This window comes from Siphonobacter sp. SORGH_AS_0500 (assembly GCF_002838835.1).
Lineage (GTDB): Bacteria > Bacteroidota > Bacteroidia > Cytophagales > Spirosomataceae > Siphonobacter.
On the sequence record NZ_NHPP01000006.1, the window covers coordinates 313,798 to 326,732 of the forward strand.

General features: G+C 44.1%; 9 protein-coding genes. 7 read left to right on the forward strand and 2 right to left on the reverse strand.

What is annotated here, in order from left to right; genetic code table 11:
- Positions 1-109: 109 nt before the first annotated feature.
- Positions 110-523, reverse strand: coding sequence for a DoxX family protein (locus BWI96_RS09325; protein WP_106636368.1), 414 nt, complete (start codon positions 521-523; stop codon positions 110-112).
- Between the two features lie 564 nt (positions 524-1,087).
- Here BWI96_RS09325 and BWI96_RS09330 point away from each other — a divergent pair.
- Positions 1,088-4,279 carry a SusC/RagA family TonB-linked outer membrane protein gene (locus BWI96_RS09330; protein WP_106636369.1) on the forward strand — a complete coding sequence of 1,064 codons (3,192 nt, stop codon included), beginning with the start codon at positions 1,088-1,090 and terminating at the stop codon, positions 4,277-4,279.
- 46 nt (positions 4,280-4,325) lie between these two features.
- Positions 4,326-5,765, forward strand: coding sequence for a SusD/RagB family nutrient-binding outer membrane lipoprotein (locus BWI96_RS09335; protein WP_106636370.1), 1,440 nt, complete (start codon positions 4,326-4,328; stop codon positions 5,763-5,765).
- 95 nt (positions 5,766-5,860) lie between these two features.
- On the opposite strand, the gene BWI96_RS09340 is transcribed toward BWI96_RS09335, so the two are convergent.
- Positions 5,861-6,337 carry a PEGA domain-containing protein gene (locus BWI96_RS09340; protein ID WP_106636371.1) on the reverse strand — a complete coding sequence of 159 codons (477 nt, stop codon included), beginning with the start codon at positions 6,335-6,337 and terminating at the stop codon, positions 5,861-5,863.
- A gap of 500 nt (positions 6,338-6,837) precedes the next feature.
- Between BWI96_RS09340 and BWI96_RS09345 the strand changes: the two genes are divergently transcribed.
- From BWI96_RS09345 to BWI96_RS09370, 5 genes are all read left to right on the forward strand, one after another.
- Positions 6,838-8,427 (forward strand): ABC-F family ATP-binding cassette domain-containing protein, encoded by a 1,590-nt coding sequence (locus BWI96_RS09345; protein ID WP_106636372.1) that lies wholly within the window; start codon positions 6,838-6,840, stop codon positions 8,425-8,427.
- A gap of 142 nt (positions 8,428-8,569) precedes the next feature.
- Positions 8,570-9,346, forward strand: a complete 777-nt coding sequence (locus tag BWI96_RS09350) for a DUF4476 domain-containing protein (RefSeq protein WP_106636373.1) — start codon at positions 8,570-8,572, stop codon at positions 9,344-9,346.
- Positions 9,347-9,824: 478 nt separating this feature from the next.
- Positions 9,825-10,655: a formyltetrahydrofolate deformylase gene (gene purU / locus BWI96_RS09355; RefSeq protein ID WP_106636374.1), complete on the forward strand. Its 831-nt coding sequence runs from the start codon at positions 9,825-9,827 to the stop codon at positions 10,653-10,655.
- A 9-nt stretch (positions 10,656-10,664) separates the two neighbouring features.
- Positions 10,665-11,681, forward strand: a complete 1,017-nt coding sequence (locus BWI96_RS09360; RefSeq protein ID WP_106636375.1) for a low specificity L-threonine aldolase — start codon at positions 10,665-10,667, stop codon at positions 11,679-11,681.
- Positions 11,682-12,057: 376 nt separating this feature from the next.
- Entirely contained in the window at positions 12,058-12,444 is a 387-nt protein-coding gene (locus BWI96_RS09370; protein WP_232793659.1) for a hypothetical protein, read from the forward strand.
- Positions 12,445-12,935 lie beyond the last annotated feature (491 nt).

Consider the following 12,935-nt stretch of genomic DNA (forward strand, 5'->3'; position numbering starts at 1 on the left):
GCTGTTTTTCTTGAGCAGAGGTGACTTTTCTTGTGATTTAAATGACCGACCATTGCAAACAAAAAGCCCCTGAGTGCATGATTACTCAGGGGCTTTTTGCGGGTAATTCCTAGATTTTCTTATTCAGTACTTTATCCAGGCTAAAATCGCCAGGACCAAGAATCAGGATGACAACATAGGCAATCAGGTAATGAAAGGCCATCTCTGCTTCACCGAAAATATCACCCCCGTGGACCATGAAAGCTGCTACCAGCATGGTAATAATCAGAGGAATAGTAGCTATCCGAGTAAAAAGGCCCAGAGCAAGCAAGATCGAGCAGAAAAATTCAGCAAAAATGGCCAGAGCTGCTGACGTAGGAGCTCCAAGACCCAGGAAATTCATAAATTTTTGGCTCATCTGGTCATAATTCGACAGCTTTTGATACCCGTGCGGTAGCATGGCCAGAGAAAATCCTATGCGAAGAATCAGCGTAGCCCAGTTGATGGAAGAGAGTGTGTACGAAATAGAGAAAAGTCTTCTCATAAACGATTATGATTTCAGTAGAATGAAAGTTGAGATGAGTTGGGTGTCAGGAATTTTAATTGAAGCTTCGCCGCAGCAAACGGCCCGTTTTTCAACAACAATCCTGACTGGAAACTAAACTCTTTCTAAATAAGAATAATCAAATATAAAATGGAATGATTACTTATCCTTAAAATCATACGTATAGATTACCGCTTATTACTTTGAAAATTGCACAGTAATTAATCTGAACTAATCATAGAGTATTGATTTACAGATACTTAATGATTATGGATTGCGTAGGTAATCGTAAATTTTTATAAATATTTATTGATCTACTTGTTTGATAGATTAATAAATATTTATTTTGTCTATAGAAATAATAGTCTATTTGAAGCCATGAATTACTGTGTACCTTTTTTGCTTTCCGTATCCCGATCGAGTCTACTAAAAAAAGTAATTCTTTCGTACTGGTGTTAGGGGACTTTGTTATTAAAAGTCTGACTAACCGTTAGTTAATTGACTGGCCTTTTGAGCTTTCGCGTTTATTAACTCCTTTCTTCATTCTATACTTTATTACTTTTTATGCAACAACTTTTAAAAGTGCTGTTGCCAGTACTCTTATGGGTACAGGTACAGGCTGCTTTAGCCCAACAAATAACGGGCACAATACGGTCGCAAGCTGATAATCAGCCTTTAACGGGAGTCACTGTGCAGGTGAAAGGCACAACCCGCGGAACAGTTTCCAACGAAGAAGGAAACTATACCGTTACTGCTCAATCGGGAGAAACCCTTCGTTTTTCATTTATTGGCTATAAAGCCGTCGAACTGGCGGTACCGGCTTCTGGTGTATTGAACGTTACGCTGGACGCAGAAGAATCGGCCTTGAAAGAAGTCGTGGTTACCGCTTTGGGGATTGCCAAAGAGAAAAAATCACTGGGTTATTCCGTTCAGGAATTAAAAAGTAACGACGTAGCTCAGGCTCGCGAACCTAACCTGGTCAATGCTTTATCTGGTAAAATTGCCGGGGTTAACATCACCAATAGCCAGGGTAACATGGGTTCTTCCCGGATCGTCATTCGTGGAGAAACGTCTATTGCAGGCAATAACCAGCCCCTGTTCATTGTCGATGGAATTCCGGTTGATAACTCACAGTTTGGAAGCACTGGCACGAACCGCGATTATGCCAACGCTATCGCGGATATTAACCCTGATAACATTGAAAGCATCAGCGTACTGAAAGGCCCCAACGCGGCGGCTCTGTATGGTTCGCGGGCGGCTAACGGTGTGATTCTGATCAAAACTAAAATCGGTCGCAGTGGTCAGCAAAAAGGCTTAGGAGTTACCCTGAACGCTGGTCATACGGTAGAAAGTTTATTAGTATTGCCTGATTACCAGAACGTATACGGACAGGGAACGGGCGGTTTGTTCTCTTATAAAGACGGAAAAGGCGGCGGGCTGAATGACGGTACCGACGAAAGCTGGGGGCCCAAAATGGATGGTCGTTTATTACCGCAGTTCTTTTCGAAAGGGCAGGCAGTACCCTTCGTCGCTCAACCCGATAACGTAAAGAACTTCTTCGTGAAAGGGCATACGACGAACTTAGGCGTATCCGTAGCGGGATCTGATGAGAAGTTTGATTACCGCTTTTCGTTCAATAATACCCGTCAAACCGGGGTGATTCCAAACACGGATATTACCAAGAATAACTTCGCGGTTAATGCGTCCTATCGGTTAAATGATCGACTTACCATTAATACCAGTGCGAACTTCATTCGCTCAGAATCGGATAACCTTTCGGCTTTGGGTGGACGTGGCTCCAGCGTAATGCTGCAATTCCTGTGGTTCGGTCGTCAGGTTGATACAGAGTTACTCAAAGATTACCGGGCCAATGGAGAGCGTGATTTTAACTGGAACCACAGTTATTACAGTAACCCGTATTTGTTACTTTACGAAAACACCAACGGACAGCGTCGGGACCGTTTCTTCGGAAATGTGAACGTTACTTATAAAATCAACGACTGGCTTTCAGCACTGGTGCGGACGGGTAATGATTTTTACGTTGATAAACGTAAATCCAAAATTTCCTATGGCACGAATGGTACGCCTTTCGGCTCTTATGCGGAAGATGCCTACATCGTAAACGAGAATAACACAGATTTTGCACTGAATTTTAATCGTAAACTCAGCGATGATTTTGATCTGGAAGGTCTGGTGGGGGGTAACGTTCGCAGTAATTTCTTCGAGCGAAACTATCAGCAGGCTCCACGTCTGGCGGTTAGCGATTTGTATACGCTGATGAACTCACGCGATCCGCTGGTTTCCAGCAACCAGTTTACGCGTCGTCGGGTGTATAGTTTATACGCTTCGGCTCAGCTCGGTTTCCGTAATTATGCCTTCTTAAACTTAACGGCCCGGAATGACTGGTCATCGACGTTACCTGCGGCCAATAACTCGTATTTCTATCCTTCGGTAAATGCGAGTGTGGTCTTAACGGAAGCCCTGAACATCAGAACTAATTGGCTGTCATTTGCGAAAATTCGCGGAGGTTGGGCCCAGGTAGGTAAGGATACCGATCCTTATCAAATCGTGAATACCTATCCTTTCAATCAGCCTTTTGGAAGTAATCCGTTACTGACGGTATCGGACGTATTCCTGAATCCAAACCTGAAACCAGAGATTACGCAGTCGAGCGAAATTGGTCTGGAAATGGCGTTTCTGAAAAATCGGGCTCGTTTTGATGTAAGTTACTACAATACGGACAGTTTCAATCAGATTTTGCAGGCCGATATTAGCCCGGCCACGGGTTTCAAGCAACAGTTAATCAATGCGGGTAAGATCAATAACCGTGGCTTTGAAGTGCAGTTAAGTGGCACGCCCGTACAAACTTCTGGTGGCTTTAAATGGAATGTGACGGTTAACTTTTCACGGAACGTAAGTAAAGTGGTGGAGCTGGATAAAGCGGGTTTACTGAAGCAATATGTATTGGGTAGCAACGGTACTACGCGGGTATTAGCCAGCGTGGGTCAGCGTTACGGAGCTTTATATGGTACCGCCTATCAACGTAACGAACGCGGTGAAGTGGTCGTAGGAGCGAATGGGTTACCTCAGAAAGATCCAAACCAGAAAACGCTGGGATATTTCACGCCGAAGTGGATTGGCGGTATTACTAATGCATTCAGCTACAAAGGTTGGAATCTAAGTGTTCTGATTGATACCAAACAGGGCGGTCAGATTTACTCGGCCACCAATGCTACCGGACGTTATACGGGTGTGTTGGAATCGACCTTACCCGGTCGGGATGCTGAGCACGGTGGACTTTCGTATTACTACGCCGGAAATAACACCTCCTCTACGCCGATTCCAGTGACGGGTTCGACGGCTCCGGGTGGCGAACGCGTGTATTCAGACGGAATTATTTTCAATGGCGTAGCGGCCGATGGTTCGGCTAACAAAGTGATCGTTCCCGCCGAGCGTTATTACAAATATCTGTACAGCAACAGTGCTGGGGTAAATGAGGCCAGTGTGTTCGATGCTTCATTCATTAAGCTTCGCGAAGTACGCCTGACGTACGCCATTCCTCAGGATTTTGTGCGTCGTCTGCATTTGCAGGGAGCTTCGGTATCGCTGATTGGTCGTAACCTGGCTTTCCTCCAGAAGAATGCTCCCAACATCGACCCTGAAACAGCTTTCAATACGGGCAATGCTCAGGGGCTGGAATCATTACAGTTGCCTTCAACGAGAAGTTACGGCGTTAATCTGAACATCAATTTCTAGGGAAAATCATACGTAAGCTCAGCCTTACTTCAACATATTCATTGTTATGAAAATCAAGAGTTTCACGAAACTGATCCTTCCGCTGACGCTGGTAGCCGGGTTAACGGCCTGCCAGAAGGAACTGGAAGATATTAATCGAAATCCCAACGAAGCCACGGTGGCTCAGCCCGATTACCTATTAACGAATGCTCTGAAATCCAGTGCCGATTTAGTAATGGGTTCGGATGCTTCGATGGAAACGACGACGCTGTTTGTACAATATTGGGCGAAGATTCAGTATACTGACGTAGATAAATATACGACGAGTCCAACAAATATTCAGAACATCTGGACGAATACGTATACCCAGGGGATCAATGACTTTGCGGAGGTCATCAAGCTGGGAGAACGGGCAAATAATCCGAATTATCAGGCCGTTGGTATCATCATGAAGTCATGGTCATTTCAGATGCTAACGGATTTATACGGAGATATTCCTTACAGCCAGGCTTTGAATATAAACGACTACCTGACGCCGAAATACGATGCTCAAAAAGACGTGTATGCTGGCTTATTGAATGATTTACAGAAAGCCATTTCGTTGATTGACGTTAGCGGAGCGAATACGATTTCGGGGGATGTGGTGTATAATGGTAACATGACTCGCTGGAAGAAATTTGCAAATTCCCTGCGTCTGCGGATTGCCCTGCGTCTGGCGGATCGGGATGCTACGGCAGCCCGGACGGTTATTGCAGGCTTAGCGAAAAGTGACTTGATTGCCAGTAATGACGAAAACGCGAAGTTCACGTATCTGACTTCTCCGAACCAAAACCCCGTGAGCCGGGATCGGGAAACGCGGGATGATTACCGGGTGAGTAAAAGCATCGTTGATAAGCTATTGCAGTTGAATGACCCTCGATTGAGCATTTACGTAAACCGCACGGTAGATGCTACACCACTAGGTTATGTAGGCGTAACGAACGGCTTACCCGCTGACTCAGCCGCCCGATTAGGCTTTACCCGAACGTCAAAGCTGGGCGATTACTTCACAGCTCCTTCGGCTCCGGCGGTATTTCTGAATTATGCCGAAGTATTATTTAACCTGGCCGAAGCCGCCCAGCGTGGCCTCATTCAGGACAACGCGGCAACTTTATACCAGCAGGCTGTTACAGCATCTTTGCAGCAATACAATGTAGCTTCTACGGCTATTACTACGTATCTGGCTCAGCCTTCGGTGGCGTATAATGCGGCAAATTATAAGAAGTCAATTGGCGAGCAGAAATGGCTGGCTTTGTTCGGCGAAAGTCAGGAAGCTTTTGCGGAATGGCGTCGTCTGGATTATCCGCAGTTAACACCAGCGTATGCGGGTGTTCTGAATGGAAAGATGCCCGTTCGTCTAACGTATCCGACGGGAGAACAGGCCTTGAATAATGCCAGTTATAAAGCCGCTGTAGCCAATCAGGGAACGGATCTACTGACGACCAAACTTTGGTTTGACGTAAATTAGTTTTTCGTTGTGGGTTTACAGCTTTCAGTGAATGAGCGGGGTCATACCCCGCTCATTTTTAGTTAATGACCTGCACTAACGAAAATACGGATGAGTTACTTCGCTTTTTCCAGCGTTCCAATTTTTTCCCAGGAAGGATCGGGATTCATAGTTACCAGAATATAAACGCCGTCTTTTTGGTGCTCAACCGAAGTAGTTTGCGTATCTCCTCCTGCTAATCGGGCTTTGATTTCATTTGGCGTAAGCTTATACATGGAACCCGTAGAAGCATCGATAATTAAGCCAATAATTCCTCCGAAAATGATGTTACCAAACACCCAACCATCCAGTTTACGGGTAAGGCCCACTTCGTAAGGCTCATAACCATCCATCACTACTCGGATTGCATGACCATTTTTCCGTTTCACATTCGCATACATGGGCGTTTTCCCGGCCAGTTGCCCATCTACATACACGTCTGCACCCGTAGGGCGACTAAGAACGCTAACGGATTGCTTGGATCCATTGATAATTGTAGTACAGTTGGTTAGGCTAATGCTGAGCACTAGAAGAGGTACTAGAAATTTTTTCATGAAAGAGATTAAATTAGGTGGTTTTTTGAGAATGGTTTAAGACTCTCAAAAGGGTTCAACTCGGTGGACTAACCGTAATTTGTTTTACAATAAGGGTACAGGCAAAAATATCATAAAAATGGATTCAAACTATTCCTTTCGTTTGAAGTAAAGGTAGTTTAATTAGTCTTGCCCTGAGCATGAGCCCATTATAAATGAAATTTGGCTCTGTTATTTTAATAGAAGGCCTTTTGTATTACTTTTGCAGCATTATATCCAACTTTTCTTTTTGTATGTGAGATCTAAGTAAATAGATGGTGCCTGCCGTCTTTAATTCTGAAGAACAGAATGTTTTGGTAACAATACCAATTCGCCGACGCCTCTTAATCTGGCGTGGCTAATACTTAGATCCATGTGATATTCCTCCTTTTCGAAACACCCCTTGGTGTCGTTTCTAGGTTAATTCCTGAGAATTAATCAATATACTTTCTTTATTGTTCAGGCTTTAAATTTCTCACATCATGAGTATGATCGTGAATGCTCTTTCCTATATACATCCCGATTACCAACCTCTATTTCATAACCTTCATTTCTCGCTGCAAACGGGAGAAAAAGCCGCTTTAGTAGGGAATAATGGGTCGGGAAAATCTACTTTATTACAAACCATTGCGGGCTATTTAAAGGCTTCGGCAGGCGAAAGCATTTTTCTGGAAAAACCCTATTACGTACCACAGCAACTAGGGCAGTACGATGCATATACCGTTGCGGAATTATTAGGCATTGACCAAAAATTAAAGGCTCTTTACGCGATTTTAGCAGGCAATGTCGAAGCAGAAAATTTCACGGAGTTAGGAGATGACTGGGAGATCGAAGAACGGGTTCAGGAAGCAATGGCGTATTGGCAGATAGAGTATCTGGCTCTTTCTGAGAAAGTTAAAAACCTGAGTGGAGGTGAGAAAACCAAGGTTTTTCTTGCGGGAGCTTCTCTGGCTAGCCCCAAAGTTATGCTACTTGATGAGCCCACTAACCATCTGGATTCACAAAGCCGGGAGCTGCTTTATGAGTTTGTTAACCAGAGTAAATCCACTATGCTGGTAGTTAGTCACGATCGAACGTTGTTAAATCTGCTCGATCAGACGCTAGAATTAAGTGCAAACGGAATCGAAGTGTATGGAGGGAACTATGCTTTTTATGAAGCTCAGAAAGAAGGGAAATTAAATGCTCTTCAATCGAAGTTAGAAGAAAATGAAAAAACGCTAAAACAAACCCAGCAAAAAGCCCGCGAAGTAGCCGAACAACGCAATAAAAAAGAAGCCCGTGGGAAAGCTCACGGACAAAAACTAGCCTTGCCTAAAATACTTGCAAATAGAAGAAAAAGTCAGGCGGAACAAAGTACGGCTAAACTGAAGGAAGTACATCAGGAGAAAATGAATGAATTGACGGATCATCTGAGAACGATCAGAACTCAAATTCAGCATTACCAAACCTTAAGGATAGATTTGGGAAGTTCCGATTTGCACCCGGGTAAGCTACTGATTGAGGCCAAAAGTATCAATTTCAGTTATCAGGATCAAATGCTTTGGCAGAAGCCTTTAACTATTCAGATTCGTTCGGGGGAACGAATTCGAATTTCGGGGAACAATGGTTCTGGCAAGACTACTTTACTGAAGCTGTTGATGGGTGATTTAGTACCTGGTGAAGGTGAAATTTTTAAAGTCGATTCTAAGTTTCTTTACCTTGATCAGGAATATGCTATGATTGACAACGGCTTGACGATTATTGAACAAATAGAAAAATATAACAGTCGCCATGTACCCGAGCATGAACTGAAGATGCTATTGCACCAACATCAATTTCCAAAAGAAGCATGGGATCGGAAATGTGAGGGCCTAAGCGGTGGAGAAAAGATGAAACTGAGCCTGTGTTGTTTGTCGGTTAGTACAGACGCGACAGATCTTTTAATTCTGGATGAACCGACAAACAATCTGGATGTGCAAAGTCAGAAAGTACTGACGGAATCGTTAAAGAGTTTCAAAGGAGCCATGCTCATCATTTCTCACGACCTTTTTTTCATCAATGAAATGCAGATTGATTCTACAATTTCGCTGTAGTCAAATTTGCGTAGTTGCGGGAATGGGTCTGGTAAGGAGAGTCCCGGCACGGCATAGCCCCATCGATTTTAAGTCATTTTAACGGGAGAGGTTGAACGAAATGGGGTAGTTTTGGTCAAAATGAAAAGAAGCCTTTACAGCCATGAGAACGAAGAAATTAATTGTGTTTTCTGCCTTGCTGGCAATGCTCAGTTGCAGCAATGCCTTTGCGGATGTGGAATTTTTTCTGGAAACGCCCATCGGGGGGCGGCTAACCGTTGTGGTTAATGATCAGTCCATTACCAACGCAACGGGACGCTATCGCTTTTTTGATCTGGATCCCGGACGAGCTCAGGTTACGGTTTATCAGGGCCGAAACGTGATGTTTCGGCAGGTCATAATGCTGAATCCCGAAACCCGGACGATGGCAATTTTACACCCGCAGTACGGCTTTCGAATTCAGAAAACGATACCCGTTCATACGGGTGAAATGAACCGTCCTTACCAGTATCAGCCTCAACAGGAGCCGGATCAGATGCGGCAGCTACCGGATGAAAATGTGAATCCAAACGCGAATCGGTTAATGCCAGGAAGTAAGCCTATGGAAGAAACTATGAAGCCGAATCGTTCCCAGGAAATGCCGGCTAAGTCTGACGAGGTAATGACTGCCGATCAACTGGAGCAATACCTCAAAGCGATCCAGCGAACTGCGAAGGAAAAGCGGCTGGATTTTATGAAGCAAACGCTGGCAAAACAGGTATTCAATGTGCAGCAGTTAACCGAGATCATTAAGCAGTTTGATACTCCAAAAGAGAGGCTGGAAGTAGCTAAACTGGGCTGGGATTCAGTAGTTGATCGTTCTAATTTCGAAATTATTTACGATCAGTTCTCCTTCGATTCAGATCAGAAAGAGTTAAGGGCTTACTGTGAAGGCATGTAGCGAGTCGTAACGTTTGGCCATCTTTTCGCTGTTCCGCTGCCAGTTATGTTTAGTTGATTTGGGGTTTGAAGAAGGGTAGTGCAGCCAGCGGAAAAGCTGGCAGCGGAGCAGAGAAAGTTTGACAACCCATTAATCTCAGGAATGCTGTTAAGTTTCGCTGCCAGCTTTTTTCGCTGGCAGCAGTGTTTAGTGGGCATGTAGGTTATCAAAAGGGTAGTGCTGGCAGCGGAGTAGAGAAAGTTTGGCAACCCATTGATTTCAGGAATGCCGTTAAGTTTCGCTGCCAGCCATATCTACAGGAGAGGTAAGGAATAGGTTGGATAAGTCCTACCTATCGAACAATTCAATCTGTATCCAACCGCTCAAACTAGGCTTATCCTTCTCAAACAAATCAAACTTACTCAGACCAAACTACTTGTACACACCGTCAGGATTGACGTTTTTTGTAAGAAGTTGTCATTATTAAAAAGACGGTTCCTTGTATATTCTTCGCATTGATTGTCCTGACGAAAAAGGACTGGTTCATAAAGTTTCCGGGGTGTTGTACCACCACGAGCTGAATTTGATTCGTAACGACGAATTCGTAGATCGTACGCACGGCCATTTTTACATGCGTACGGAATTCTCTGGTGAGTGCCAGGAAGAGAAAATTATGAATGCCTTAGGAGGCATTTTGCCTGATTCGGTAACCATTTCTCTGAATACCAATCGTCCGAAAGACGTGGTTATACTCGCTACTAAGGAGCACCACTGTCTAAGTGATTTGTTAATACGGAATGCGTATAAAGATTTGAATTTCAACATTCTGGCGGTAGTGGCCAATCACGATGTGTTGCGACCGCTGGTCGAGAAATTCAACCTACCTTTCCATCTGATTTCGCACGAAGGCCTCTCGCGGGAAGAGCACGAAGCCGCCGTCTTATCCGTGCTGGGAACCTATCCGGCTGATTATGTGATATTAGCAAAATACATGCGAATTCTTTCCCCTGAATTCCAGCAGCACTTTGCGAATCGGATGGTTAATATTCACCATTCGTTTTTGCCCGCGTTTGTAGGAGCCAATCCATACCGGCAGGCTTTTGAGCGGGGCGTTAAAATCATTGGAGCCACCGCACACTTTGTTAATGAGCATTTGGATGAAGGCCCCATCATTACTCAGGAAGTGATTCCAGTTAATCACACCAAAACCTGGCAGGAACTGGCCGCAGCGGGCCGTGATGTGGAGAAAATGGCGTTGGCAAAAGCCCTTAAGCTCGTCTTCGAGGATCGGGTTTTTGTGAAGAATAATAAGACAGTTGTATTTGAATAAGGACTTCCCATGACGATTGATTTGCGTTCCGATACCCTTACCCGTCCTACGAAAGAGATGCTGGAAGCCATGTTTGCGGCTCTGGTAGGGGATGATGTTTTTCAGGATGACCCAACGGTGAATGCTTTGGAAGAAAAAGCAGCCCGACTTTTTGGTTACGAGGCGGCTTTGTTCTGTCCTTCCGGCACCATGACCAACCAGATTGCTATTAAAGTACATACCACGCCGGGTGACGAAGTGATCTGTGATGCTCTGTCGCACATTTACCTGTACGAAGGGGGTGGAATGATGAGTAATTCGTTGGTTTCGGCAACTTTACTGACGGGCGATTACGGCAGAATTAATGCCGAACAAGTCCGCGATAGTATCAAAGCGGATGATATTCACGCTCCCATTTCCCGGTTAGTTTCGTTGGAAAATACGGTGAATAAAGGTGGAGGATGTTTTTACGACCTTACCGAAATTCAGCGGATTAAGACGGTTTGTGAAGAAAATGGCTTAAGCCTGCATTTAGACGGTGCTCGTCTTTTTAACGCCTTGGTAGAAACGGGGGAGAGTCCGGCTCAGTATGGTGAAGTATTTGATTCGATTTCGGTTTGTCTGTCCAAAGGCCTGGGTTGTCCGGTAGGTTCGCTATTACTGGGAACCAAAGAGTTTATTAAGAAGTCTCGTCGGGTGCGGAAACGCTTTGGCGGTGGCTGGCGACAGGCAGGTTACCTCGCCGCCGCCGGAATCTACGCTTTGGATCATCACGTGGGTAGACTGAAAGAAGATCATCAGCGGGCCAAGGTTATTGAAGGAATCGTCCGCCGCGTACCCGAGGTAGTTGAGGTATTACCCGTTCATACCAACATCGTTATCTTCCAGTTGGCCGAAGGTTTACTGGCCACTGATTACGTGCAGAAACTGAACGAAAAAGGCATTCGCTGTGCAGTATTCGGAAAAGATAAAGTTCGCATGGTTACTCACTTGGATTTGCATGATGATCACTTGGAGGAGTTGGAACGGCGGTTGGTTGTGAGTTAATGGATACGAGTTGTTAGAAAGCTCACTTTTTTCCCATGGCTGGTGTCTCACCAGCCATTTTTTGTGGAAGTTAGGTAGGGTTTTTCATGAGAAGGAATGATGGTTGGTGAGGACACCAACCATGGCGGTAGATTAACGTATTTTCCCATGCTGGTGTCCCCACCAGCCATTTTAGTGGAAGTTAAATAAGGCTTGTTATGAGAAGGAATGATGGTTGGTGAGGACACCAACCATGGCGGCAGGTTAACGTGTTTACCATGGCTGGTGTCCTCACCAGCCATTTTTATGTAAGTACCGTTTGATAACTATCAGATTGAGAGAAAAGTACTAATAGATAATGTCAATATATTGAGAAGTTAATCAGTGCAACCTTATTATGACCATAAATAGTAGCAGTTCAGTCACAGAGAAGAGAATATCAAAAATGTACTTAAATGAGGTATATTTCTGGACAGCAAGTATTGTAGGATGGAAGCATCTTCTAAAGCCAGATAAGTATAAAGAATTAATAATTAGTAGTTTAACAAATTTAATTCTTCGCAGAAAAATCAAAGTTTATGGATTTGTAATCATGCCTAATCATGTGCATCTAGTATGGGAAATGTTAGATATGAATGGGAAAGAATTACCCAACACTAGTTTTATGAAATGGACTGCCCATCAACTTCAGGCAGATCTAAGGATTAATCATCCATTAGTTTTAGAAAGATTTTCTGTCGAAAAAAAGATAGATGTTATCAATTTTGGCAGAGAGATCCTTTAGCTGTAAATATGTATAGTAGGACTGTATGTGAACAAAAGCTTCAGTATATTCATTTAAATCCCTTACAAGCACATTGGAACCTCTCGAAGCATCCAGAGGAGTATAGCTGGTCTTCAGCTAATTACTATGAAAAAGGAATAGATCGTTGGGGAATGTTGACTCATTATATGGACCGCTTTTGAATGCAAATGGCTGGTGGAGAAACCTGCTATGAAGGGAGCAAAGTTGAAAAGTCAAAATAACCTGCTGAACTAAATTCATTTTCAATAATCAATAGCTAACTATCCAACTGTCATCCAGATTGAAGCGAAGGACCTTGCTTAGAGTTCAAAAAAGGTTCGGTTTTTCATCAAGCAAATTCCAAACGCCCAGTAAGTTCTCTCTCTTCGTTCGAGATGCCAGAGAAGAGAAAATCTATTTTGCAGTCGTTTGGCAGAGCCGAGCGACTGCAAAAAAAGACAGTTTCCCCTCATTCACTTGGTTCTGCCAAG